At 51.5% G+C, this 24663-nt stretch carries 23 protein-coding genes; 13 read left to right on the top strand and 10 right to left on the bottom strand.

What is annotated here, in order from left to right; all coding sequences use genetic code 11:
* Nucleotides 1-66 precede the first annotated feature (66 nt).
* Nucleotides 67-1431, bottom strand: a complete 1365-nt coding sequence (locus tag HV334_RS18335; protein WP_181220748.1) for an MFS transporter — start codon at nt 1429-1431, stop codon at nt 67-69.
* A 182-nt stretch (nt 1432-1613) separates the two neighbouring features.
* On the opposite strand from HV334_RS18335, the gene tssD reads away from it, so the two are divergent.
* Genes tssD through HV334_RS18320 form a run of 3 tightly spaced genes read left to right on the top strand, consistent with a single transcriptional unit; the run spans nt 1614 to nt 2898 of the window.
* Nucleotides 1614-2096 (top strand): type VI secretion system tube protein TssD, encoded by a 483-nt coding sequence (tssD, locus tag HV334_RS18330; protein WP_181220747.1) that lies wholly within the window; start codon nt 1614-1616, stop codon nt 2094-2096.
* Between the two features lie 11 nt (nt 2097-2107).
* Nucleotides 2108-2575, top strand: a complete 468-nt coding sequence (locus tag HV334_RS18325; protein WP_181220746.1) for an STM2901 family protein — start codon at nt 2108-2110, stop codon at nt 2573-2575.
* Nucleotides 2575-2898 (top strand): DUF1493 family protein, encoded by a 324-nt coding sequence (locus HV334_RS18320; protein ID WP_016152048.1) that lies wholly within the window; start codon nt 2575-2577, stop codon nt 2896-2898. Before HV334_RS18325 ends, HV334_RS18320 begins: the two co-directional genes overlap by 1 nt.
* 59 nt (nt 2899-2957) lie before the next feature.
* On the opposite strand, the gene cyoE is transcribed toward HV334_RS18320, so the two are convergent.
* The 7 genes from cyoE to HV334_RS18285 form a co-directional block, all read right to left on the bottom strand.
* Nucleotides 2958-3848 carry a heme o synthase gene (gene cyoE, locus HV334_RS18315; protein WP_003831005.1) on the bottom strand — a complete coding sequence of 297 codons (891 nt, stop codon included), beginning with the start codon at nt 3846-3848 and terminating at the stop codon, nt 2958-2960.
* 11 nt (nt 3849-3859) lie between these two features.
* Nucleotides 3860-4189, bottom strand: a complete 330-nt coding sequence (locus tag HV334_RS18310; protein WP_003831006.1) for a cytochrome o ubiquinol oxidase subunit IV — start codon at nt 4187-4189, stop codon at nt 3860-3862.
* Entirely contained in the window at nt 4189-4803 is a 615-nt protein-coding gene (locus tag HV334_RS18305) for a cytochrome o ubiquinol oxidase subunit III (RefSeq protein WP_181220745.1), read from the bottom strand. The genes HV334_RS18310 and HV334_RS18305 overlap by 1 nt, the downstream gene beginning before the upstream one ends.
* On the bottom strand, nt 4793-6784 hold the full coding sequence (gene cyoB, locus HV334_RS18300) for a cytochrome o ubiquinol oxidase subunit I (RefSeq protein ID WP_003831008.1): 1992 nt from the start codon (nt 6782-6784) through the stop codon (nt 4793-4795). The genes HV334_RS18305 and cyoB overlap by 11 nt, the downstream gene beginning before the upstream one ends.
* 19 nt (nt 6785-6803) lie before the next feature.
* The gene (gene cyoA / locus HV334_RS18295) at nt 6804-7751 is read right to left on the bottom strand and encodes a cytochrome o ubiquinol oxidase subunit II (RefSeq protein ID WP_003847580.1); all 948 of its coding nucleotides are present in this window, start codon (nt 7749-7751) and stop codon (nt 6804-6806) included.
* A gap of 459 nt (nt 7752-8210) precedes the next feature.
* The gene (ampG, locus tag HV334_RS18290; protein ID WP_153690667.1) at nt 8211-9686 is read right to left on the bottom strand and encodes a muropeptide MFS transporter AmpG; all 1476 of its coding nucleotides are present in this window, start codon (nt 9684-9686) and stop codon (nt 8211-8213) included.
* A gap of 44 nt (nt 9687-9730) precedes the next feature.
* Nucleotides 9731-10309: a lipoprotein gene (locus tag HV334_RS18285; RefSeq protein ID WP_016152050.1), complete on the bottom strand. Its 579-nt coding sequence runs from the start codon at nt 10307-10309 to the stop codon at nt 9731-9733.
* A 306-nt stretch (nt 10310-10615) separates the two neighbouring features.
* Between HV334_RS18285 and bolA the strand changes: the two genes are divergently transcribed.
* The 9 genes from bolA (at nt 10616) to fadM (ending at nt 21033) form a co-directional block, all read left to right on the top strand.
* A complete protein-coding gene (gene bolA / locus HV334_RS18280; protein WP_016152051.1) occupies nt 10616-10933 on the top strand; it encodes a transcriptional regulator BolA in 318 nt (105 codons plus the stop codon).
* 344 nt (nt 10934-11277) lie between these two features.
* On the top strand, nt 11278-12576 hold the full coding sequence (tig, locus tag HV334_RS18275; protein ID WP_003021622.1) for a trigger factor: 1299 nt from the start codon (nt 11278-11280) through the stop codon (nt 12574-12576).
* Nucleotides 12577-12823: 247 nt separating this feature from the next.
* Nucleotides 12824-13447: an ATP-dependent Clp endopeptidase proteolytic subunit ClpP gene (gene clpP, locus HV334_RS18270; protein WP_003021624.1), complete on the top strand. Its 624-nt coding sequence runs from the start codon at nt 12824-12826 to the stop codon at nt 13445-13447.
* Nucleotides 13448-13573: 126 nt separating this feature from the next.
* The gene (clpX, locus tag HV334_RS18265; protein ID WP_003831013.1) at nt 13574-14848 is read left to right on the top strand and encodes an ATP-dependent protease ATP-binding subunit ClpX; all 1275 of its coding nucleotides are present in this window, start codon (nt 13574-13576) and stop codon (nt 14846-14848) included.
* Nucleotides 14849-15032: 184 nt separating this feature from the next.
* On the top strand, nt 15033-17387 hold the full coding sequence (gene lon / locus HV334_RS18260; protein WP_016152052.1) for an endopeptidase La: 2355 nt from the start codon (nt 15033-15035) through the stop codon (nt 17385-17387).
* 208 nt (nt 17388-17595) lie between these two features.
* Nucleotides 17596-17868, top strand: coding sequence for a nucleoid-associated protein HU-beta (gene hupB, locus HV334_RS18255; protein WP_003021629.1), 273 nt, complete (start codon nt 17596-17598; stop codon nt 17866-17868).
* 267 nt (nt 17869-18135) lie between these two features.
* Nucleotides 18136-20010, top strand: coding sequence for a peptidylprolyl isomerase (gene ppiD, locus HV334_RS18250; RefSeq protein ID WP_016152053.1), 1875 nt, complete (start codon nt 18136-18138; stop codon nt 20008-20010).
* Between the two features lie 146 nt (nt 20011-20156).
* On the top strand, nt 20157-20531 hold the full coding sequence (locus HV334_RS18245; protein WP_047416882.1) for a helix-hairpin-helix domain-containing protein: 375 nt from the start codon (nt 20157-20159) through the stop codon (nt 20529-20531).
* A gap of 103 nt (nt 20532-20634) precedes the next feature.
* A complete protein-coding gene (gene fadM, locus HV334_RS18240; RefSeq protein ID WP_016152055.1) occupies nt 20635-21033 on the top strand; it encodes a long-chain acyl-CoA thioesterase FadM in 399 nt (132 codons plus the stop codon).
* Between the two features lie 107 nt (nt 21034-21140).
* Here the strand turns inward: fadM and queC are convergent, their stop codons facing one another.
* Nucleotides 21141-21836 (bottom strand): 7-cyano-7-deazaguanine synthase QueC, encoded by a 696-nt coding sequence (gene queC, locus HV334_RS18235; protein ID WP_181220744.1) that lies wholly within the window; start codon nt 21834-21836, stop codon nt 21141-21143.
* Nucleotides 21837-21900: 64 nt separating this feature from the next.
* A complete protein-coding gene (locus HV334_RS18230) occupies nt 21901-23601 on the bottom strand; it encodes an SgrR family transcriptional regulator (RefSeq protein ID WP_047501917.1) in 1701 nt (566 codons plus the stop codon).
* Between the two features lie 217 nt (nt 23602-23818).
* Here HV334_RS18230 and cof point away from each other — a divergent pair, with 217 nt between their 5' ends.
* Complete coding sequence (gene cof / locus HV334_RS18225) at nt 23819-24637, top strand: HMP-PP phosphatase (protein WP_181220743.1); 819 nt, start codon at nt 23819-23821, stop codon at nt 24635-24637.
* Nucleotides 24638-24663: the final 26 nt, after the last annotated feature.

The following is a 24663-nucleotide window of genomic DNA, read 5'->3' as shown; positions in this document are numbered from 1 at the left end:
TCCGGCCTACAGGTTGCACACGCTATTTGTAGGCCGGCTCAAACGATAGTCGCCATCTGGCTCTCTTCACGCCTGGCTGATGGCCTGTTCAACCTCAAATCGATTTGTCACTTTGCTGTCGATTTTCACGTAAGCCGAATGCTCTTTCGCAACAATTAACACTTCGCTTATCCCTTCTTTAGCCAGCAGACGCTGCTTAAGGGTGTCATCTGCGGCAATCTTAGGTGGGATTTCCACTCGCAGGCTACTGACATACGGCGGCTCTTTCATTGTGCTTGCCACCAACAACCAAATTGCCGCCAGAAGCGCGCCGGCCAGGAATACCGCCTGACCATCAAACATTTCGACCACCCAACCGCCGAGCGAACCGCCAATCGCCACGCCAAGAAACTGGCTGGTGGAGTAAACGCCCATCGCCGTGCCTTTATAGCCAGCCGGAGACTCTTTGCTGATAAGCGAGGGGAGGAGGGCCTCCATCAGGTTGAAGGCGAGGAAGAATATCTGAACGCCTGCAATCAGCCCCCAAAAACGCACGTTAGCGCTCCACAATACAATCTCTGCGATAAGGATCAGTAACACGCAGGCGAGGAATACGCGCTTCATCCGCCGCTTCACTTCTGCGTAAATGATGAACGGCACCACGGAAACAAAGGACAGCAGCATCGTCACCAGATAAATTTTCCAGTGCTCTGCGGCGGGGAAACCGGCTTTCGCCAGTTGGCCCGGTAAGGCGACGAAAGTGGACATCAACAAAATGTGCAGACACATGATGCCAAAGTTGAGCTTGAGCAGTTTGGGCTCAGCCAGCACTTTGCTGAAGCTGCCTTTTACCATGCCAGATTCGCGGTTCAGCACGTGGCTGGTGCTATTGGGAACGACCCAAATAGTCAGCACGATGCCGGTGGTTGCAAGAGCTGCAATCATCCAGAACAGCGCGTGTAGCCCCAGCGCATGGGTAACGATCGGTCCTAGCACCATCGCAATGGCGAAGGTGATACCAAAGCTGACGCCGATAAACGCCATCGCTTTGGTACGGTTTTGCTCACGGGTTAAGTCGGAAAGCAGCGCCATCACGGCGGCGGCAATCGCGCCAGAGCCTTGCAAAGCGCGACCGAGAATAATGCCCCAGATTGAATCGGAGAGGGCGGCAATCACGCTGCCGAGAACGAACACCGCCAGCCCGCCGACGATAAGCGGCTTACGACCGATGCGGTCAGAAAGCAGACCAAAGGGGATCTGGAACACGGCTTGCGCCAGACCATAAATGCCAATGGCAAGGCCAATTAGCGCTTCACTGGCACCCTGTAGCGCCATACCGTACGTGGTCAGAACCGGCAGAACCATAAACATGCCAAGCATGCGCAACGAGAATACGGTCCCTAAACCCCAGGTGGCGCGCAACTCACCGGGCGTCATTTTGTAATCGTTCATTCCCACCTCTGTATTAATTTCGCGCCTAGTGTAAAGCGGGGAAGGAGTGCGGTAAACCTCTACGATATGTGGAATTGTGTAGTGGGAAAATTGAAATAATTACAACTGCAACTAATTTACTTGCGATAATTACAGGTGTAGTCTTTTGGTGGTTATTTCTAATGGAAAGAGGGAAAAGGAAAATGGCGATTCCGGGCAATATGTGGATTTATGACGATGGTGGTGCGCTGATTAAGGGCGGGTGTGATGTAAAAGGAAGAGAATACAGTATTGAATTTAAAGGCTTTCATCACAATTTGTCTATTCCCACTGATAACGGTACAGGCAAGCCAACAGGCACACGCCAACACTCACCGATGATGATCGTCAAAGAGTTTGACTACTCCAGCCCGTATTTATACAAAGCTGTCGCTTCTGGTCAGAATCTTAAGTCTGCAGAGATTCGTTGGTACAAAATCAATGATGCCGGTCAGGAAGTTGAATACTGCAATATGTTTCTGGAAGGGGTGCGGATTGTCTCCGTTTCTCCCTCGATGGCTGGTCCAGAGGACATGAATAATAACCATCTTGAAACCATAGAATTACGCTACGAAAAAATCACCTGGAAGCATTGCGACGGGAACATTATCTATACCGACGCATGGAATGACCGGCAGACGGCATAATGGGGGATTGAATGGACACAACTGAAGAGGCGAATGGAACCTATTGGTATCATGGTCACGCTAACGTAACGTCGGGTGAACTGTTTGATTTGATATTCATTGAGCAGTTGGCAGATTCATTAGGTATCACCACGGACGCTGTTATGCTGGTTTTGATCGGTCAACCATTTATTCCTGTCAAAGGAAAACTATCAGCAGCCACGAACACTCCAGGCACTAGTATTGCATCAATTCTATGTAGAAAACTTCTGAAAGGGGCTCGGTTCCCGTTTGGTTTAAGACTACACGCTCCTATGGGGAAGTTTTCCAAATTGAAGATGGTTCCAACAAACCAAATAGCAACTTACATAGGCCGTTGGGTTCCTTTTGTCGGGCATGCTCAGTTAATCGTGCTTTTGTTCGCGGTGACAAAACATACCCGCGATAAATACAACCTCATCGCACGACCCAAAGATCGCATACAGTGGACATCTTTCTGATGAGAAATTATGAAGCTGAAGTTATTGAGTACATCATGAAGAATTACCCAATCAGGGAACGTTGGTTTAGGCCTGGTCTTAAGCAGGTCACGAAAGAATGGACCCTGGAGGATGATTTTCAGTTTATTCCGGAAGATGCATATGATTTTTTAGCTGATTTATTTGAGCATTTTGATATTGAATATTCGAACTTTGATGGAAGGAATTATATTGAACAAGAATACCCTTTCTGGAAAAAAGATCCTCCTGAAATTGAATTAAAGCCTTTGACAGTAGAGATGATTATAGAGTCAGCAAAGGCGGGGAAATGGCTTTATGACTGAATAACATCCCTGCCAATAAAAAAGGGTGCCGGAGGCACCCTTTTCGTATCAGCAGATCGTTACCAGACGTAAGTCAGCAGGTTCTGCGAGTTTGGCACCATAAAGTCAACGGACATCATCACGGAAAGCGCGGTAATGGCGATGATGGAGAAACCGAACAGCTTGCGTGCCCAGACCCTGTCATCTTCCACTTTATAACCGCGCAGCGCCATGCCCAACCACCAGACACTCACCGCCGCAGCAACAATCAGGTATTTATAACCAGCATAGCCGCCCAGGGTTAGCATCAGCGTGGCGATAGCAAACGCCACGATGTACAGCGTGATATGGTTCTTCGCGACCGAAATACCTTTCACCACCGGCAGTACCGGGATGTTGGCTGCCTGATAATCCTTAAAGCGGAAAATCGCAATCGCGTAAGAGTGCGGCATCTGCCACAGACTGAAAATAGCCAGCAGAATCAGCGCACCGCTATCGAACTCACCGGTTACGGCGCAGTAGCCAATCACCGGCGGCGCAGCGCCGGAGAGTGAGCCAATCAGCGTGCCATAAACGGAATGGCGCTTCATGTACAGGCTATAGACGCCCACATAGACCACGAAGCCCATTACCCCCAACCAGCAGGCCAGAGGGTTCGCGCCAAACCACAGCAGCATAAAGCCAGCAATACCCAGCAGGGTGGCGTATACCAGCGAGACCGCAGGGGAAATCAGACCTTTAACCAGCACGCGGTTTTTGGTCCTCTCCATCTTCCTGTCGATATCCCTGTCGATGTAGTTGTTAAATACACAACCCGACGCCACAACCAGTGACACCCCAACCAACGTGTAGATAAACAGGGGATAATCAATGCTGCCTTTCGAGGCCAGCAGGAATCCCCCAATCACCGAGATCAGGTTGCCAAAGATGATGCCTGGTTTTGTTACTTGCAGGTATTGCTTAAACATCATAATCGCCGCTCTTAGTGCATCATCATGTTGTAGTTAAGGTTCCACATAATCCAGATGGAGCCCACAACCAGGATGGCGATGATTAGCACAGTAAAGACAAAGGCTGTCATGTTCCAACCTTCATCAGATTTGCTATTCATGTGCAGGAAGCACACCAGGTGCACCAGAATCTGTACCACTGCCATTGCCAGAATAGTTCCCAGAATGACGGCAGGAGAGGCAGAACCTGTCATGACCATCCAGAACGGAATAACCGTCAGGATTATCGACAGGATAAAACCTGTCATGTAGGTTTTTACGCTGCCATGGGATGCGCCGCCGCTCTCGTTAGAATGACTCATTACATCGCCCCCATCAGATAAACAACAGTGAACACACAGATCCACACCACATCCAGGAAGTGCCAGAACAGGCTCAGGCACATGATGCGGGTACGGTTAGTACTGGTCAGGCCGCGACGAGCAACTTGCACCATCAGCACCGCCATCCAGATAAGACCGGAGGTGACGTGCAGACCGTGCGTGCCGACCAGCGCGAAGAACGCAGACAGGAAGCCGCTGCGATCCGGACCCATATCGTTAACAATCAGGTGATGGAATTCATAGAGTTCCATCCCGATGAATCCGGCACCGAACAAGAAGGTCAACGCCAGCCAGGAGATAACCTGGCTCTTGTTGTTCTTGTACATGGCGATCGCCGCCATGCCGTAAGTAATAGAGCTGAATAACAGCAGGAATGTTTCAACCAGAACGAACGGCAGTTCAAAAATGTCCTTACCTGTTGGGCCACCAGCGGTGCCGTTCACCAGAACGGCATAGGTTGCAAACAGAATAGAGAACAGAATGCAGTCGCTCATCAGGTAGACCCAGAATCCGAAGATCTTGGTCTGGCCTGCATCGTGGTGCCCGTGTTCGTGCGCGTGGGCAGTCGCGTGCGTTAAAGTATCAGTTGCCATTTTTCAGCCCTGCCTTAGTAATCTCATCGAAATGCTGGTTTTCCAGTTTTTCGACTTCCGGGACCGGCACGTAGTAATCCACGTCTTCATCAAAGCTTTTCACAATCCAGCTGATGATCATGCCTGCGAAGCTTGCAATCGCCAGCCACCAGATATGCCAGATCATGGCGAAACCAAACAGTGTTGCGAAAGCGGTAATGACGATACCGGCACCGCTGTTTTTCGGCATATGAATTTCTTCATAGTGCGCAGGCTGCTTGTACGCTTCACCTTTTTCTTTCATTTCCCAGAAGGCATCACGCTCGTGAACGTGCGGCACAACGGCAAAGTTGTAGAACGGAGGCGGGGAAGAGGTTGCCCACTCCAGCGTACGACCACCCCATGGGTCACCGGTCAGGTCGCGGTTCTGCTCGCGGTCGCGAATAGAAACGAAGATCTGAATCAGCTGGCACAGGATACCCAATGCAATCAGTGCGGCACCGCAGGCGGCAACGACCAGCATCGGATGGAACTGCGGGTCAATCTGCTGGCTGAGGCGACGGGTCATCCCCATAAAGCCCAGCACATACAGCGGCATAAACGCCACGAAGAAGCCGATGATCCAGAACCAGAATGCGCGTTTACCCCAGGTTTCGTTCAGCGTGAAGCCAAACGCTTTTGGCCACCAGTAGGTCATACCTGCGAAGCATCCAAATACGACGCCGCCGATGATAACGTTATGGAAGTGCGCAATCAGGAACAGACTGTTGTGCAGCACGAAGTCCGCACCCGGAACCGCCAGCAGTACGCCGGTCATGCCGCCGACTGAGAAGGTAACGATAAAGCCAATCGTCCACAGCATCGCTGAGTGGAATACGATACGACCCTGGTACATGGTGAACAGCCAGTTGAAGATCTTCACCCCGGTCGGGATGGCGATAATCATGGTGGTAATACCGAAGAAGGCGTTTACGTTAGCGCCTGCACCCATGGTGAAGAAGTGGTGCAGCCAAACAACGAACGACAGAACGGTGATACACACGGTTGCCCACACCAGTGAGGTGTAACCAAACAGACGTTTACGTGAGAAGGTTGCAGCGATTTCGGAGAACACACCGAAGACCGGCAGAACCAGAATGTACACTTCCGGATGGCCCCAGGCCCAAATCAGGTTGATGTACATCATCATGTTGCCGCCCATATCGTTGGTAAAGAAATGGGTGCCTAAATAGCGATCCAGGGTCAGCAACGCGACGGTAACCGTCAGGATTGGGAAAGACGCGATAATCAGGATGTTCGCACACAGCGATGCCCAGCTAAATACCGGCATCTTGAACATGGTCATTCCTGGCGCACGCATCTTAATGATGGTCACAAAGAAGTTGATCCCGGTTAGGGTTGTACCAATACCGGACAACTGGACTGCCCATATCCAATAATCGACCCCGACGCTTGGACTGTACTCTATTCCCGAGAGTGGCGGGTACGCCAGCCAACCGGTCTGTGCGAATTCACCCACGCCCAGAGACAGGTTAACCAGGATTACGCCGACAACGGTGAACCAGAAGCTCAGGTTGTTCAGGAACGGGAATGCAACGTCACGTGCGCCGATCTGCAACGGAACCACCAGGTTCATCAGACCGATAACAAATGGCATTGCCACGAAGAAGATCATAATCACGCCGTGAGCCGTGAAGATCTGGTCGTAGTGGTGAGGTGGCAGGAAGCCCGCTTCACCTGCAGAAGCCAGCGCTTGCTGACTACGCATCATGATGGCGTCGGCAAAGCCACGAATCAACATGACGATTGCGACAATGACATACATGATGCCAAGGCGTTTGTGGTCAACCGAAGTTAGCCACTCTTTCCACAGGTAGGTCCACTTACCGAAGTAAGTGATTAGGCCCAGTAAGGCCGCACCACCGATGATAATGGCAGCGATCGTAACCATGACAATTGGTTCATGGAACGGCACTGCATCCAGCGTCAATTTTCCGAACATCGTATTCTTCCTCGGCCCCTTAGTGAGCGGATTCCGCGTGGCTCATGTCCATGCCTTCCATTCCTTCGTGTGCGCTGTGCTCACCTTCGGGTTGGGTCATGTCCATGCTCTTACCGTGAGCCATAAATTTGTTAATAACGTCTTTAAACAAATCTGGTTTCACGTTGGAGAAGTATTCCACCTGGTTGTATTCGCTTGGCACAGCCACTTTTTCGAACGCAGCCATGTCGCTCATGGTGTTCGTGGACTGTTTAGCTTTAGCAACCCATTGGTCGAATTCGGCGCGGTCCTTTGTTGCGATAGCCTTGAACTTCATACCGGAGAAGCCTGGTCCGCTATAGCTTGCGGAGATACCATCATAAGTACCGACTTCGTTGGCGATCAGATGCAGTCGAGTCTGCATACCGGCCATGGCATAAATCTGGCTACCCAGACGCGGGATAAAGAAGGAGTTCATCACGGAGTTGGACGTCACTTTGAACTCAACCGGAGTATTCGCCGGGAAGGCGATTTCATTCACGGTAGCGATACCTTGTTCCGGATAGATGAAGAACCATTTCCAGTCCATGGAAACCACTTCAATGGTAATGGGCTTCTCGTCATGCGCCAGCGGTTTGCTTGGCTCAAGAGCGTGAGTGGTTTTCCAGGTCAGTACGGCAAGGAAAATGATGATTAAGATCGGCACCGTCCAGACCACAGCTTCCACTTTATTGGAGTGTGACCAGTTCGGGCTGTACTTCGCATCTTTATTGCTTGCACGATACTTCCAGGCGAAACCAACAGCCATCAAGATGGCAGGAATAACGACAATCAACATCAGGCCAAATGCCGTCAGTATCAGAGAACGTTGTTCCAGTCCAATCTGTCCTTTAGGGTCAAGCAGCGCAGAATTACAGCCACTGAGTAATGCAGTGCCTGCAATTAATGACAACCATCCCAAACTTTTATTGTATTTCCTGAGTCTCATTTAACGACCTCAATTCCACGGGACCGGGTGGCGTTTAAAGTGTGAGGGCATTTTACGGGAAGGTTACATTACTGTAAACATCCTTGGATCTGTGTTACTGGGTTCTGCCGGGCATGTCACATATGTTGCAATATATGTCGTTTTGACTTTAAGAACCTGTTGCAACATCACGTTATAACGAAAGCGGGCAAGCGGGAGACGTGCTGAGGGTAATTGGTATAACCAATACGAAAATAAAACAATTGTTTAACAATTGATTATCAATAAAAAGACAATTGAAGAACAAAAAATAAATCTGTAGTGGCTGAATCGAGTAAGGGAAATAGTATATATAAAAGGCGTCAATAATTTCCAAATTCTTTGGCGCACAAAATAACAAATAATATTTTTAGTAATTGTTGTTTATTTAGCCGTTATAATTACGCAGGGTGATTACAACGGCGATATTAATGTGGATTTTTACGCCAGGCGGGTTTTGCGCAGTGCCAGATAATCCAGCAATCCACCAAAAACGACCCCGCAGACCGCGACCACCACCGAGATTTCCAGCAGTTCCGGCAGGAAGGAGAAGTGGGTGTAATCCAGCGCGTTCATGGTTAACAGCAGCAGCCAAACCACCAGCAGACAGCAGCCCACAACCAACGTCATTAATGCCAGACTGTACGCGCCACGAAATTCCGTGCGCGGAATGAAGCTCTCATTTTGCCAGCTATGTTCCAGAGTCTGACGACAAACCAGCAGCAGTATGAGGCCGGGGATAGCGGCAAACACAGAGAACAAATAAAACGTTGGCCACCCATGCGCTTCGACAAACCAACCTGCTACCGGGCCAACGTAAACGCGACCAACGGCTGAAAGCGCGGAGAGCAGAGCGAACTGGGTCGCTGAGAAGGACTTATTGCACAGCGTCATTAATAAGGCGACAAACGCTGCCGTACCCATGCCACCACACAGGTTTTCAAAGAAGACGGCGGCGGCCATACTGAACATGTGTTTGTCAGTGATGGACAATAACCAGTAGCCCGCATTCGACGCCCCCTGCAGGATGCCGAAAATCAGCAATGCGCGAAACAGCGAAAGGCGTTGCATCAGGATCCCGCCGTACAGCGCGCCAACGATGGTTGCCAGCAGTCCGAGCGTTTTATTCACCACGCCAACTTCACCCGCATCAAATCCGACGCCGCGGATTAAAAAGGTTGTAGTCAGGCTCATGGCAAAGGCATCCCCGAGCTTATACAGAACGATAAGCAGCAGAATTAGCCAGGCGTTGTTACGACCAAAGAAGTCGCGCAGCGGGGCCACAACCGCTTGCTCCAGCGTTTTGGGCACCGGAATGGCATCAGTCGGTTCGGGCGCTAGCAGGGTAGCAATGATGCAAGGTATCAGCAGCGCCGCCATCAGCCAGTACATTCCTTGCCAGCCCAGCCAGCGGTCGGCCATCCACAGAGCCAGCCCACCGGAAACCAGCATCCCTAAACGATAGCCCAGCACGCTGATAGCCGCGCCGGTGCCGCGTTCTTCGGCGGGTAGCACGTCGGTTTTCCATGCGTCAAAGACGATATCCTGCGATGCCGAGCAAAACGCGATCACCACCGCAAGCGCGGCCATCCAGCGTAGCTGCGTGCCAGGCTCCAGAAAGCCCATCGCGGCGATAGAAATCAGTAACAGCACCTGAGTTGCCAGCAACCAACCACGGCGTCGACCTAAAAACGGCGGCGTGTAGCGGTCCATTAGCGGAGACCAGAGGAACTTAAACACGTAGGCCTGGCCGACCAGAGAAAAGAAACCGATGGTTTTAAGATCGATATTCTCGACCGTCATCCATGCCTGAAGCGTACCCGAGGTCAGTGCGAGTGGTAAACCGGAGGCGAATCCCAGTATGAGCAGGATAGCTGAACGTGGTTGCTGAAAAATACGTAAGTAATGACTGGACATGGGCTTCTATAGGCCCGACGAACGCCGGGCCATATGGGCAGAAATTAACGAGCGTTCTGCTTGATGAAATCGTGAACGCTGGTGTCCTGAGACATATCAGCGATGGTATCGGTCAGCACGCTGTTAACGGCGTCAGCGATATTTTTGTTAGAGGCCTGCAGTGCGCCTTCAACAGAATAGCTTGCGCGGTAGTTTTTGGTCATCTTGTTGCCGTTAGCAGCAGTCGCAATGATGGCGATGTCTGCCTTGGTGGCGATGTTATAGCGCACGCTACCCTGGGACACGTCTGCATACAGCTGGCTAACAATGATTTGCAGGTTAACAGCACCGTTTGGCCCAATCATATAACCGCGTGCGGTCATCTGTTTTTCCAGTACTTCTTGCAGCAGGAAGCGCAGATCGCGGGACGCGGTCAGGGTAACAAGCTGGTTGTCACGGGTAACTTTTGCCAGCGCCTGATCCTGACGCTGGTCGGCACCATTGATGCTAACGGTCACACCCATCAGGCTCGGGTCCTGCTGTGGCAGGGTAATTTTCGGGGAAACTTCAATAGTGGTCGGCGGCGTTGCGCATCCAGCTAACATAAACAGCGCGACAAACGGGACGAGGATTTTTTTAAACATGCCAGGGCTCTCAGCGAATCTAAATTGTATGGTTGGAGAAAATTCCCGCCATCATAACATCGCCAACGATGAGGGGAAGTGGGTAACGCATGTAAATTCATTGTGTTGTCAGTTTTATGTCTTTGTGGAGACCATAAACGGACTTTTTGCAATAAATCGAAGTGAGGATTTAGTGAACTTCATCCATTTGGCTGAGAAAATCAGACAAACGCTAATTTTTTGTTGCTAAGGTGTAATGAAAGCGGTAAAAGCGGCTAGTATTTAAAGGGATGGGTGACATCTCAGCGTTGTCGGAGGAAAAACTTCATGATGATTCGTGAGCAAATAGAAGAAAAATTAAGGGCAGCGTTCCAACCCGTGTTCCTCGAAGTTGTGGATGAAAGCTATCGTCACAATGTCCCGGCAGGTTCTGAAAGCCACTTTAAGGTTGTGCTGGTTAGCGATCGCTTTACAGGTGAACGTTTTCTGAATCGTCATCGGATGATTTACAGCACCTTAACGGTGGAGCTTTCCACAACCGTTCATGCACTTGCCCTGCATACCTACACCATTAAGGAGTGGGAAGCGTTGCAGGATACGATTTTTGCATCGCCTCCGTGTCGTGGGGCGGGAAGCATCGCGTAAAAACGGATTTGCAACAACCGACGCTTTTCCAGTATGTTGCTACAGATTATGTGAAAACGGCCTGCGGGCCGTTTTGTTTTGTCTGAATTCTGGGGCAGTCGTACAGTATTCAGACAAAAATTAGCCGGGAATTGTGAAAAAAGCCGCAGCAACGCGCGATAACCGTTCTCGACTCATAAAAGTGATGCCGCTATAATGCGCGTCTTATTTTTCGGAATGTCTTCGGGATGATTCTGACGACAGGGAATGTGATTGCTTATGAGAACATCCCAGTTCCGCGAAGCCAACAACCTGTGCTTGCGGAGAAGAGTTGACCGAGCACTGTGATTTTTTGAGGTAACAAGATGCAAGTTTCAGTTGAAACCACTCAAGGCCTTGGCCGCCGTGTAACGATTACTATCGCTGCTGACAGCATCGAGACCGCTGTGAAAAGCGAGCTGGTCAACGTAGCGAAGAAAGTGCGTATTGACGGTTTCCGCAAAGGAAAAGTACCGATGAATGTTGTTGCTCAGCGTTATGGCGCGTCTGTTCGCCAGGACGTTCTGGGCGACCTGATGAGCCGCAACTTCGTTGACGCGATCATCAAAGAAAAAATCAATCCGGCTGGCGCACCGAACTACGTTCCGGGCGAATACAAACTGGGTGAAGATTTTACTTACGCGGTAGAGTTCGAAGTTTACCCGGAAGTTGAGCTGACTGGCCTGGAAGCAATCGAAGTTGAAAAACCGGTTGTTGAAGTCACCGACGCTGACGTTGACGTGATGCTGGACACCCTGCGTAAGCAGCAGGCTACCTGGAAAGACAAAGACGGCGCTGCAGATGCAGAGGACCGTGTAACCATCGACTTCACCGGCTCTGTAGACGGCGAAGAGTTCGAAGGCGGCAAAGCGTCTGACTTCGTACTGGCGATGGGCCAGGGTCGTATGATCCCAGGCTTTGAAGAAGGCGTTAAAGGCCACAAAGCTGGCGAAGAGTTCACTATCGATGTGACCTTCCCGGAAGAGTACCACGCTGAAAACCTGAAAGGTAAAGCCGCTAAGTTCGTTATCAACCTGAAGAAAGTTGAAGAGCGCGAACTGCCGGAACTGACTGAAGAATTCATCAAACGTTTCGGCGTTGAAGATGGTTCCGTAGCGGGTCTGCGCGCTGAAGTACGTAAAAACATGGAACGCGAGCTGAAAGGCGCTGTGCGTAACCGCGTTAAATCTCAGGCGATCGAAGGTCTGGTAAAAGCTAACGACATCGACGTTCCGGCTGCTCTGATCGACAGCGAAATCGACGTTCTGCGTCGTCAGGCTGCACAGCGTTTTGGCGGCAACGAAAAACAAGCTCTGGAACTGCCGCGTGAACTGTTCGAAGAACAGGCTAAGCGTCGCGTAGTTGTAGGTCTGCTGCTGGGCGAAGTGATTCGTACCAACGAGCTGAAAGCTGACGAAGATCGCGTTAAAGGCCTGATCGAAGAGATGGCTTCTGCTTACGAAGATCCGAAAGAAGTTGTTGAGTTCTACAGCAAAAATAAAGAGCTGATGGACAACATGCGTAACGTCGCTCTGGAAGAGCAGGCTGTTGAAGCCGTTCTGGCGAAAGCGAAAGTGACTGAAAAAGCCACTTCCTTCAACGAGCTGATGAACCAGCAGGCGTAATTCGTCGCTTATTTAGCACGAATTTCGTACGCAAGCCCGTCACCTTTTGGTGGCGGGTTTTTTTTTGTCACGGATTTTGCATGGGAAGAGTGCGAAAACAGCGTTTCAGTGTTAGCGTTACAACAAAAGATTGTTATGCTTGAATTATGGCGATGTCGTACCCATTACAGAGGGACTAGCTGATAATCCGTCCATAAGGTTACAATCAGCACAGCAGGTTTTTTCAAATTTTATCCAGGAGACGGAAATGTCATACAGCGGCGAACGAGATAACTTTGCACCCCATATGGCGCTGGTGCCGATGGTCATTGAACAGACCTCACGTGGTGAGCGCTCTTTTGATATCTATTCTCGTCTACTTAAGGAACGCGTCATTTTTCTGACCGGCCAGGTCGAAGACCATATGGCTAACCTGATCGTGGCGCAGATGCTGTTCCTGGAAGCAGAAAACCCAGAAAAAGATATCTACCTGTACATCAACTCCCCTGGTGGAGTGATCACTGCCGGGATGTCTATCTATGACACCATGCAGTTTATTAAGCCGGACGTCAGCACCATTTGTATGGGCCAGGCGGCCTCAATGGGCGCGTTCCTGCTGACTGCCGGGGCGAAAGGTAAACGTTTTTGCCTGCCTAACTCTCGCGTCATGATCCACCAGCCTCTGGGCGGTTACCAGGGCCAGGCAACGGATATTGAAATTCATGCCCGTGAAATCCTGAAGGTAAAAGGGCGCATGAACGAACTTATGGCGCATCATACGGGTCAATCTCTTGAGCAGATTGAACGTGATACCGAGCGCGATCGCTTCCTCTCCGCTTCTGAAGCGGTAGAGTACGGTCTGGTCGACTCGATTTTGACCCATCGTAATTAATGCCCAGTGCGCAGGTGTACCGCTATAATTACCTGGAGCGGCACAACGCTGACTAGCGTCTTGCGCCTGAGAATGGCATTTGCGTCGTCGTGTGCGGCACAAAGAACAAAGAAGAGGTTTTGACCCATGACAGATAAACGCAAAGATGGCTCGGGCAAATTGTTGTACTGCTCTTTTTGCGGCAAAAGCCAGCATGAAGTGCGTAAGCTGATTGCCGGACCATCCGTGTATATCTGCGACGAATGTGTTGATTTATGTAACGACATCATTCGCGAAGAGATTAAGGAAGTAGCACCGCACCGTGAACGCAGTGCGCTGCCGACGCCACATGAAATTCGCAACCACCTGGACGATTACGTTATCGGTCAGGAGCAGGCGAAGAAAGTGCTGGCGGTCGCGGTATACAACCATTACAAACGTCTGCGCAACGGCGACACCAGCAATGGCGTCGAGTTGGGCAAAAGTAACATCCTGCTGATTGGCCCGACGGGTTCCGGTAAAACGCTGCTGGCTGAAACGCTGGCACGCCTGCTGGACGTTCCGTTCACTATGGCCGATGCCACCACGCTGACCGAAGCTGGTTATGTGGGTGAAGATGTTGAAAATATTATTCAGAAACTGCTGCAGAAGTGCGATTACGACGTGCAGAAAGCACAGCGTGGGATCGTCTATATCGATGAAATCGACAAGATTTCTCGTAAGTCTGACAACCCGTCCATTACCCGTGACGTTTCCGGCGAAGGCGTACAGCAGGCGCTGTTGAAACTGATCGAAGGTACGGTTGCTGCCGTTCCACCGCAGGGGGGGCGTAAACATCCTCAGCAGGAATTCCTGCAGGTTGATACCTCCAAGATCCTGTTTATCTGCGGCGGTGCCTTTGCCGGTCTGGATAAAGTCATTGCTAACCGTGTTGAAACGGGCTCCGGCATTGGTTTTGGCGCAACGGTAAAAGCGCAGTCTGATAAAGCCAGTGAAGGTGAACTGCTGTCGCAGGTGGAGCCGGAAGATCTGATCAAATTTGGTCTGATCCCTGAGTTCATCGGGCGTCTGCCGGTTGTAGCGACGCTGAGCGAACTGAGCGAAGAAGCGCTGATCCAGATCCTGAAAGAGCCGAAAAACGCCCTGACCAAGCAGTACCAGGCGCTGTTCAATCTTGAAGGTGTTGATCTGGAATTCCGTGAGGAAGCGCTGGATGCGATCGCCAAGAAAGCGATGGCACGTAAAACCGGTGCTCGTGGTCTGCGTTCTATCGTCGAAGCCGCACTGCTTGACACCATGTACGATCTGCCTTCTATGGAAGACGTCGAAAAAGTGGTGATCGATGAGTCGGTGATTGGCGGCCAGAGCAAGCCATTGCTGATTTACGGTAAGCCGGAAGCGCAGCAGGCATCTGGCGAATAATTCATCAATTCATACAGACATTTAATTAATAAGGGGGGATTTTATCTCCCCTTTTATTTTTCCGTAAACATGGCGTTGAATGTGTGGGAAACATCCCCATATACTGACATACATGTTAAAGGTGGTGTGGAGCACAGTCGTACCACCTGATTACCTGGCGGAAACTAAACTAAGAGAGAGCTCTATGAATCCTGAGCGTTCTGAACGCATTGAAATCCCCGTATTGCCGTTGCGCGATGTGGTGGTTTATCCGCACATGGTCATACCCTTATTTGTAGGGCGGGAAAAATCTATCCGTTGTCTGGAAGCGGCTATGGACCATGATAAAAAAATCATGCTGGTTGCCCAGAAAGAAGCGTCAACGGATGAGCCGGGTGTAAACGATCTTTTCACCGTCGGGACCGTGGCCTCTATTTTGCAGATGCTGAAACTGCCTGACGGCACCGTAAAAGTGCTGGTCGAGGGGTTACAGCGCGCGCGTATTTCAGCGCTGTCTGACAACGGCGAGCACTTCTCTGCGAAAGCGGAGTACCTTGACTCGCCTGCTATAGATGAGCGCGAACAGGAAGTGCTGGTGCGTACCGCTATCAGTCAGTTCGAAGGCTATATCAAGCTGAACAAGAAAATCCCGCCCGAAGTGCTGACGTCGCTGAACAGCATTGACGATCCTGCACGTCTGGCGGACACCATCGCTGCGCACATGCCGCTGAAGCTTGCTGACAAGCAGTCCGTACTGGAGATGTCCGACGTTAACGAACGTCTGGAATATCTGATGGCGATGATGGAATCTGAAATCGATCTGCTGCAGGTTGAGAAACGCATTCGCAACCGCGTGAAAAAGCAGATGGAAAAATCCCAGCGTGAGTACTATCTGAACGAGCAGATGAAAGCCATTCAGAAAGAGCTCGGCGAGATGGACGATGCGCCGGACGAAAACGAAGCGTTGAAGCGTAAAATCGACGCGGCGAAAATGCCGAAAGAGGCAAAAGAGAAAGCGGAAGCAGAACTGCAGAAGCTGAAAATGATGTCTCCGATGTCAGCGGAAGCGACCGTAGTCCGTGGCTACATCGACTGGATGGTTCAGGTGCCGTGGAATGCGCGTAGCAAGGTCAAAAAAGATCTGCGTCAGGCTCAGGAAATCCTCGATACTGACCATTACGGTCTGGAACGCGTCAAAGACCGTATTCTTGAGTATCTCGCGGTTCAAAGCCGTGTGAATAAAATCAAGGGGCCGATCCTGTGCCTGGTTGGGCCGCCGGGGGTAGGTAAAACTTCTCTGGGACAGTCCATCGCTAAAGCAACCGGACGTAAATACATCCGTATGGCGCTGGGTGGTGTGCGTGATGAAGCTGAAATTCGCGGTCACCGCCGGACCTATATTGGTTCGATGCCGGGTAAACTGATCCAGAAAATGGCTAAAGTGGGCGTTAAAAACCCGCTGTTCCTGCTTGATGAGATCGACAAAATGTCTTCCGACATGCGTGGCGATCCGGCTTCCGCACTGCTTGAGGTGCTGGATCCAGAGCAGAACGTGGCGTTCAGCGATCACTACCTGGAAGTGGACTACGATCTCAGCGACGTGATGTTCGTTGCGACCTCTAACTCCATGAATATTCCCGCACCGTTGCTGGATCGTATGGAAGTGATCCGTCTGTCCGGGTATACCGAAGACGAGAAGCTGAACATTGCTAAACGTCACCTGTTGCCGAAACAGATTGAGCGTAACGCGCTGAAAAAAGGCGAGCTGACGGTCGACGATAGCGCCATTGTGGGCATTATTCGTTATTACACCCGTGAAGCTGGCGTGCGTAGTCTGGAGCGTGAAATTTCCAAACTGTGCCGTAAAGCGGTGAAACAGCTGCTGCTCGACAAGTCGCTGAAACATATTGAGATCAATGGTGACAACCTGCACGACTACCTGGGCGTACAGCGCTTTGACTATGGCCGCGCGGACAACGAAAACCGCGTTGGTCAGGTAACCGGTCTGGCATGGACGGAAGTGGGCGGCGATCTGCTGACCATCGAAACCGCTTGCGTACCAGGTAAAGGCAAGCTGACCTACACCGGTTCTCTGGGTGAAGTCATGCAGGAATCCATTCAGGCTGCGCTGACCGTGGTGCGCGCGCGTGCGGAAAAACTGGGTATTAATCCGGACTTTTACGAAAAACGCGACATCCACGTTCACGTACCTGAAGGGGCGACGCCGAAAGACGGTCCAAGTGCGGGTATTGCCATGTGTACCGCGCTGGTTTCTTGTCTGACCGGTAACCCGGTTCGCGCCGACGTGGCGATGACCGGCGAGATCACCCTGCGTGGCCAGGTTCTGCCTATTGGTGGTTTGAAAGAAAAACTGCTGGCGGCACACCGTGGTGGTATTAAAACGGTCTTAATTCCAGACGAAAACAAACGTGACCTGGAAGAGATTCCGGACAACGTAATTGCCGATCTGGACATCCATCCGGTGAAACGCATTGAGGAGGTTCTGACGCTCGCGTTGCAAAATGAGCCCTCCGGAATGCAGGTTGTGACCGCAAAATAGTGACCTCGCGCAAAGAGCACTAATAAAAACAGGGCTGGCAGGCCATTTCGGACTTGCCAGCCTTTTTTTGTATAGATAATTTAGATGACGGATTGGGCTTGCCATCATTAACGGGTGTTGTAAGGGCATGGCAGGCCTGATATAACTGCTGCGCGTTCGCACTTTGAAGGATTCAGGTGCGATATAAATTATAAAGAGGAAGAGAAGAGTGAATAAATCTCAACTGATCGACAAAATTGCTGCAGGGGCTGATATCTCTAAAGCTGCGGCTGGACGTGCGTTAGATGCAATTATTGCTTCTGTTACCGAATCTCTGAAAGAAGGTGATGACGTAGCGCTGGTAGGTTTTGGTACTTTTGCCGTTAAAGAGCGTGCTGCCCGTACTGGTCGCAACCCGCAAACAGGTAAAGAGATCACCATCGCCGCGGCTAAAGTACCGGGCTTCCGTGCAGGTAAAGCACTGAAAGACGCGGTAAACTAAGTGATTTCCCCTTTGGGGATGTGACGAAGTACAAGGGCGCATCGACTGATGTGCCTTTTTTATTTGTAATTCCGGTACTTTCTACGCGTTGTGGGCTGACAATTGCCCCTGTTTCTTGTCACAATAGGCCTTTGTACGCAGCGTTCAGGAAACGCTATGCTGCGTGAAGCATATATACTCAAAATCCTTGCCGCCGCTGTTGTGACAACGCGCAGGCGGCTTGAGAGATAACGCGTATAGTCATCTACAGCGGAGTGTGGTTACACCATGATGGACAGCTTACGCACGGCTGCTAACAGTCTCGTGCTCAAGATTATTTTCGGTATCATTATCGTGTCGTTCATTTTGACCGGCGTGAGTGGTTACCTGATTGGCGGGGGCAATAACTTCGCCGCCAAAGTGAATGGCCAGGAGATTAGCCGCGGGCAGTTCGAGAATGCGTTCAACAGCGAACGTAACCGCATGCAGCAACAGCTGGGCGATCAATACTCCGAGCTGGCTGCGAACGAAGGCTACATGAAAACGCTGCGTCAGCAGGTGCTGAATCGTCTTATTGACGAAGCGCTGCTGGATCAGTACTCCCGCGAGCTTAATCTCAACATCAGCGACGATCAGGTTAAACAGGCTATTTTCGCCACGCCTGCGTTCCAGGTGGACGGTAAATTTGATAACAATCGCTACAACGCGATTGTTAATCAGATGGGAATGACCGCAGACCAGTACGCTCAGGCATTACGTAATCAGCTTACTACCCAGCAACTGATTAACGGCGTTGCCGGTACGGACTTCATGCTGAAAGGCGAAACGGACGAGCTGGCGGCGCTGGTCGCACAGCAGCGTATCGTTCGCGAGGCGACAATTGACGTTAACGCACTGGCCGCGAAGCAGTCTGTTACCGAGCAGGAAGTTGCCAGCTACTACGAGCAGAATAAAAACAACTTTATGACGCCGGAACAGTTCCGCGTGAGCTACATCAAGCTGGATGCTGCTGCTATGCAGGAGACGGCCAGCGATGCGGATATTCAGGCTTATTATGACCAGCATCAGGATCAGTTCACTCAGCCGCAGCGTAACCGCTACAGCATCATTCAGACCAAAACGGAAGATGAAGCCAAAGCGGTACTGGACGAGCTGAACAAAGGCGGTGATTTCGCTGCGCTGGCAAAAGAAAAATCTGCTGACATCATCTCTGCCCGTAAAGGCGGCGACATGGGATGGCTGGAAGATTCCACCACCCCGGATGAGCTGAAGAATGCCGGTCTGAAAGAGAAAGGCCAGCTGTCAGGTGTGATTAAGTCTTCCGTTGGTTTCCTCGTTGCGCGTCTTGACGACGTGCAGCCTGCGCAGGTTAAACCGCTGAGCGAAGCCCGCGACGACATTGCGGCGAAAGTGAAGCAGGAAAAAGCGCTGGATGCCTACTATGCGCTGCAGCAGAAAGTGAGCGATGCCGCCAGCAACGATAACGAATCCCTGGCGGGTGCGGAGCAGGCGGCGGGTATGAAAGCGGTTGAAACGGGCTGGTTTAGCCGTGACAGTCTGCCGGAAGAGCTGAACTTCAAACCGGTCGCTGACATCATTTTCAATGGTGGTTTGGTTGGTGAGAACGGTACGCCTGGCAGTAACTCCGACATCATCACCGTGGATGGCGATCGCGCGTTTGTATTGCGAATTGCAGAGCACAAAGCTGAAGCCGTTAAACCACTGGCTGAAGTGAAAGATCAGGTAACTGCGCTTGTTAAGCACAATAAAGCAGAGCAGCAGGCGAAGCTTGATGCCGATAAACTGCTGGCGGATCTGAAAGCTGGTAAGGGCGATGAAGCCATGAAAGCGGCGGGTCTGAGCTTTGGCGAAGCGAAAACGCTGAGCCGTACGGGTCAGGATCCGCTGAGTCAGGCGGCCTTTGGCCTGAGCCTGCCGGCGAAAGACAAACCGAGCTACGGCGTGGCGAACGACATGCAGGGTAACGTTGTACTGCTGGCGCTGGACGAGGTGAAAGCCGGTTCTATGCCTGAAGAGCAGAAGAAAGCGATGGTTCAGGGGATTACCCAGAACAATGCGCAGATTGTCTTTGAAGCGCTGATGAGCAACCTGCGTAAAGCCGCAAAAATTAAAGTCGGTGACGCGCTGGAACAGCAGCAATAACCGAGGCTACTCGCAAAAAATTGCAAAAAGTTGTATCAACCAAAGGCCGCTTTCGCGGCCTTTTCCATTTCTGATATTTGCCGTTTGTCTGCCGTTCTGCACCTCGCTATCGTGATTCCACTGTTAACAAACAAGGAGAAAACAGTATGAAACATGGAATCAAAGCCCTGCTTATTACCCTTTCATTGACCTGCGCCGGTATGGCTCAAAGCGCACTGGCTGCAGAGCCAGTCGCCAAAAGCCAGGCGACTCAAGCCAAAGCGGATGCTACGGGAGTAGCACAAAGCAAAGCCACGCAACCGGCTAAAGCGAGCGATGATGAAGGCACCAGGGTAAGCATCAACAGCGCTTCTGCGGAGGATTTAGCGCGAGTCATGAATGGCGTAGGTCTGAAGAAAGCACAGGCGATTGTGAGCTATCGTGAGGAGTACGGGCCGTTTAAAACGGTGGAGGACTTAAAGCAGGTGCCGGGCATGGGGAGTTCGCTGGTAGAGCGCAATCTGGCAGTTTTAACACTTTAATAACTTGCAGAGTGCTGAAAGTTTGCCAGACTGTAGAGGTCATACCAGTTATGACCTCTTACCCTGAAGTGTTCCTATAAAAACAACGTAAGGCTCCTGCGCTATGCAAACACAAATCAAAGTTCGTGGTTTTCATCTTGATGTCTATCAGCACGTTAACAATGCTCGCTATCTTGAGTTTCTGGAAGAAGCCCGCTGGGATGGTCTGGAAAACAGCGACAGCTTTCAGTGGATGACCGCACACAACATCGCTTTTGTGGTCGTGAATATTAACATTAACTACCGCCGCCCTGCGGTGCTGAGCGACCTGCTGACCATTACCAGTCAGGTGCAACAGCTAAATGGCAAAAGCGGTGTGTTGAACCAGACTATCACCCTGGAGCCGGAAGGACAGGTGGTGGCAGACGCGTTGATCACCTTCGTCTGTATTGATTTGAAAACGCAAAAGGCGCTACCGCTGGAAGGGGAGTTGCGCGAAAAACTGGAGCAGATGGTGAAGTGATGGAAGAAAGCCTGACGGCGCTTCGCTTATCAGGCTTACGGGCGATATTGACCACGGTGAATGTCGAAAGCCGGATAAGGTGCGTGCACCGCCATCCGGCAAAACGATCACTTTAGTCCTGTTTTCTGCTTCATTGCCGCCATCACTGCCGGTTTATCTGCCAGATAATGGTTCAGGCCGTTGGCGCGCAGATTACAGGCCGCGCAGTGACCGCAACCGTCACCTTTGATGCCGTTATAGCAGGTCAGCGTTTCTTCGCGTACCAGGTCCAGCTTGCCCCAGTAATCGGCCAGTGCCCAGGTTTCGGCTTTATCGATCCACATCAGCGGGGTTTCAAAGCGAATAGCTTTCGCCATTCCCAGGCTTACGGCATGGTTCAGGGCTTTGACGAACTCATCTCGGCAGTCCGGATATCCAGAGAAATCCGTTTCACAAACGCCGGTAATGACCGCCTCCGCCTGCACCTGATACGCGTAAATCGCCGCCAGCGTTAAAAACAGAATATTGCGCCCTGGCACAAAGGTATTGGGAATGCCGTTCGCATCCGGTTCGTAATCGGGTACCGGAATGTTATCGCGGGTCAGGCTGCTGACGGCCAGTTCGCTGAGCAGCGTTACATCAAGTACCTTGTGCGCACGCGCGCCAAGTTTTAAGGCCAGGTCACGTGCGACATCAATCTCAGCGCGATGGCGCTGACCATAATCAAAGGTCACGCAGTGTACTTCATCATACTGATGCAGCGCTTGCGCCAGACAGGTTGTGGAGTCCTGACCCCCACTGAATACAACAACGGCACGTTTCATGGTTTTTCCTGACAAATAACGAAACCCTTATGGTAGCGCCTGGGCGTGTCGCCGACCAGCTTCTTCACGCCGACGGGGGCGGTAGCCAGGCTTCGGTAAATTCAAACCAGCCGCGAGGATTCAGGCGTACGCCGTTCACGCCCGGCGGAGCGCTAATACGATAGTGATAATTGAACAGCGGTGTCAGGGTCGCATCATGCATTAGCGAGGCGAAAACGTGTTGTAAAGCCGCATGACGATCGTCCTCATCGGCCTGGATTTGCAGGGCATCCAGGGTGGTTTGCAGATGAGTATATGCCGGCGAGCTCAATACATGTGACCAGAGCTGATCGCAGCGCAGCCACTGTTCGAGGGTATATTCAGGCGCTTCGCCAATCAGCCTGTCTCCCATCATCAGGTCGGCCTGGGCTAAAGGATGGTCGCCATCCCAGTTTTTAGCATTATGAAAAATAAGCGTTAATTCACAGCCGAGTAGCGCCAGCGCCTGGCGAAGCTGTTCAGCCATGGCGTGCAATTCTACCGGCAGGTGATAGGCCAGCGTAAGTTTTTCCGGTAGCGGCACGTCGTCCAGTTCATCCCATTGGGGGATCGTCCATCCCGGCAGCAGCGCATTGCTTGGCGTGATCAGGTTTTCATCCACATCAAGCGTTTGTAGCAGGGAAGAGCGGTGGATAATATTGACCAGGCGACGGGCCTGCTGCGTATTCAGCCGCGCGCTTTTTCTGAGAGTGAGATAGCAGAAACCGAGGCTGATCCCGCTGCTTACCTGGCTTAGCATGGGAAGCTCTTCGGGTTTACCAATTGCAATTTGAACCGGATGGCGACAGCTGGTGCCCAAATCCTGGGAGAAAAGCTGCGGGGTTATCCAGTATTCAATGGCTTTTAGTAGCGGGTGACTCAGGTGGTAGTGATCGTGACTCTCGATGCGCACCAGGTCTGGGGTAAATAGCGTCAACCGAAACGGACCGGTACCAACAAACGGGAGTTCGGGATGTGCCAGGTGACTGCTGTAGCTTGCCAGACGATGCGCCAGCCAGAAGTCGGGGCGATGCAAAATAAAGGTTAGGCACTGGGGATGCGTCACCTCAATGCGCTTTACGCTGATAAACAGCTTATTTAACGCGGGTAGCTCTAACAGCTTCAGCAACTGTTGATGTAGCTGTGTGCTGCTGACCGCATCGCCGTTATGCCAGTACAGGGTGGAGCGAATATAGAAATCCCAGCGCTGGCCGTCGGCGGAGATATTCCAGTGGTGGGCTAAATCTCCACAGGGGCGTTGCGTAATACTGTCGAACCGGGTCAGGCCCGAGAATATTTGTCCGGCGAGGTGTTGTTCTGCGCGACCAGGGAGAAATCCAGGGTGCAAAGGGTCGAGCTGGCGGTAATAGGGGATGCGCAGGGTTGGCGTGTCGTTTTGCCACTGACCGCCCATAAACGGCTGGAGCAGCGTTCTTAATTCTCCCGGCGCCAGCTGAGCCAGCTCCAGTACGCTAAGTTGCTCCCCCTTTTGCAGCGCTTGTTCCATCATAATGCTGCGTAGCGAATCTGGCGTCACCAAAAAGCGCAGTTGCCCGCGTTTCCCACGCCCCGACTGGGCGTCCCACTCCAGCCAGCCAGCATCCTGCGCTTGCTTCAGCAGGGTACGCACGTGGCGCTCGCTGCAAAAACAGCGTTCTGCCAGCTCCCCGACGGTCACCGACTGCGGTTCTCCCGCCGACGGCTGCCACAGGCGTTGGTACTGATTCAGGCGATTCAACAATCTCATATACACGTCATCCTTCAAGCTGCCTCTTTGTTGGCGGCGTTAATTCATCCCAGTCACTGCATGCTCCTGGACGTTCACTCACTTGCCGCCTGGATGCAACTTGAATGATTTTGTGTAATAAACCCGGAACAATTCATTTTATCTATTCACTATTACTTCCGTATATCTCAGGTGATACTGAATCACAAGTTAACCGCGTCACAGTGTGGAGAAAGAAATGGCTCGTCTGGCTGCATTTGATATGGATGGCACCCTTTTGATGCCGAATCACCATTTAGGTGACGAAACGCTTTCAACGCTGGCGCGCCTGCGTGAACGCGAGATCACCCTGACATTTGCCACCGGCCGCCATGTGCTGGAGATGCGCCATATTTTGGGTTCTATCTCACTGGACGCCTTTTTGATCACGGGTAACGGCACGCGCATTCACTCTGTTGAGGGCGATGTATTGCACCGTCAGGATCTGGATCCGACTGTGGCGGATATCGTGTTACATCAGAAGTGGGATACTACAGCCAGCATGCATGTCTTTAATGACAACGGTTGGTTCACCGGACAAGAGATCCCATCGCTGCTACAGGCGCATGTGTATAGCGGATTTCGCTACCAGATCGTCGATGTGAAACGTATCCCGGCTCATCAGGTAACGAAAGTCTGTTTCTGTGGGGATCATGACTCCCTGATCCAATTACGCATTCAACTGAATGAGGCCCTGGGTGAGCAGGCAAATCTCTGTTTTTCCGCGGTTGATTGCCTTGAGGTGCTGCCGGTGGGCTGTAATAAAGGATCGGCGCTGGCGGTACTAAGCGACCACTTAGGTTATTCAATGGCCGAATGTATGGCGTTTGGCGATGCCATGAACGATCGCGAAATGTTAGGCAGCGTTGGGCGCGGCCTGATTATGGGCAACGCGATGCCACAACTGATTGCTGAACTGCCGCATTTGTCGGTGATTGGGCATTGCCGCAATCAGGCGGTGTCACACTTTTTGACGCATTGGCTGGAGAATCCGCATCTACCTTATTCCCCCGAATGAGAGATCCCTTCCAGCAAGCCAGACTT

Source organism: Citrobacter sp. RHBSTW-00944, from assembly GCF_013615435.1.
In the GTDB taxonomy this organism is placed as follows: domain Bacteria; phylum Pseudomonadota; class Gammaproteobacteria; order Enterobacterales; family Enterobacteriaceae; genus Citrobacter; species Citrobacter braakii.
Note: the sequence above shows the minus strand (reverse complement) of the source record. Positions and strands in the feature narration are given on the sequence as shown.

Excerpts from the sequence above, each read along its gene's own strand:
- HV334_RS18335 (WP_181220748.1), bottom strand. The coding sequence starts at position 1,431 with ATGAACGATTACAAAATGACGCCCGGTGAGTTGCGCGCCACCTGGGGT.
- tssD (WP_181220747.1), top strand. The coding sequence starts at position 1,614 with ATGGCGATTCCGGGCAATATGTGGATTTATGACGATGGTGGTGCGCTG.
- HV334_RS18325 (WP_181220746.1), top strand. The coding sequence starts at position 2,108 with ATGGACACAACTGAAGAGGCGAATGGAACCTATTGGTATCATGGTCAC.
- HV334_RS18320 (WP_016152048.1), top strand. The coding sequence starts at position 2,575 with ATGAGAAATTATGAAGCTGAAGTTATTGAGTACATCATGAAGAATTAC.
- cyoE (WP_003831005.1), bottom strand. The coding sequence starts at position 3,848 with ATGATGTTTAAGCAATACCTGCAAGTAACAAAACCAGGCATCATCTTT.
- HV334_RS18310 (WP_003831006.1), bottom strand. The coding sequence starts at position 4,189 with ATGAGTCATTCTAACGAGAGCGGCGGCGCATCCCATGGCAGCGTAAAA.
- HV334_RS18305 (WP_181220745.1), bottom strand. The coding sequence starts at position 4,803 with ATGGCAACTGATACTTTAACGCACGCGACTGCCCACGCGCACGAACAC.
- cyoB (WP_003831008.1), bottom strand. The coding sequence starts at position 6,784 with ATGTTCGGAAAATTGACGCTGGATGCAGTGCCGTTCCATGAACCAATT.
- cyoA (WP_003847580.1), bottom strand. The coding sequence starts at position 7,751 with ATGAGACTCAGGAAATACAATAAAAGTTTGGGATGGTTGTCATTAATT.
- ampG (WP_153690667.1), bottom strand. The coding sequence starts at position 9,686 with ATGTCCAGTCATTACTTACGTATTTTTCAGCAACCACGTTCAGCTATC.
- HV334_RS18285 (WP_016152050.1), bottom strand. The coding sequence starts at position 10,309 with ATGTTTAAAAAAATCCTCGTCCCGTTTGTCGCGCTGTTTATGTTAGCT.
- bolA (WP_016152051.1), top strand. The coding sequence starts at position 10,616 with ATGATGATTCGTGAGCAAATAGAAGAAAAATTAAGGGCAGCGTTCCAA.
- tig (WP_003021622.1), top strand. The coding sequence starts at position 11,278 with ATGCAAGTTTCAGTTGAAACCACTCAAGGCCTTGGCCGCCGTGTAACG.
- clpP (WP_003021624.1), top strand. The coding sequence starts at position 12,824 with ATGTCATACAGCGGCGAACGAGATAACTTTGCACCCCATATGGCGCTG.
- clpX (WP_003831013.1), top strand. The coding sequence starts at position 13,574 with ATGACAGATAAACGCAAAGATGGCTCGGGCAAATTGTTGTACTGCTCT.
- lon (WP_016152052.1), top strand. The coding sequence starts at position 15,033 with ATGAATCCTGAGCGTTCTGAACGCATTGAAATCCCCGTATTGCCGTTG.
- ppiD (WP_016152053.1), top strand. The coding sequence starts at position 18,136 with ATGATGGACAGCTTACGCACGGCTGCTAACAGTCTCGTGCTCAAGATT.
- HV334_RS18245 (WP_047416882.1), top strand. The coding sequence starts at position 20,157 with ATGAAACATGGAATCAAAGCCCTGCTTATTACCCTTTCATTGACCTGC.
- fadM (WP_016152055.1), top strand. The coding sequence starts at position 20,635 with ATGCAAACACAAATCAAAGTTCGTGGTTTTCATCTTGATGTCTATCAG.
- queC (WP_181220744.1), bottom strand. The coding sequence starts at position 21,836 with ATGAAACGTGCCGTTGTTGTATTCAGTGGGGGTCAGGACTCCACAACC.
- HV334_RS18230 (WP_047501917.1), bottom strand. The coding sequence starts at position 23,601 with ATGAGATTGTTGAATCGCCTGAATCAGTACCAACGCCTGTGGCAGCCG.
- cof (WP_181220743.1), top strand. The coding sequence starts at position 23,819 with ATGGCTCGTCTGGCTGCATTTGATATGGATGGCACCCTTTTGATGCCG.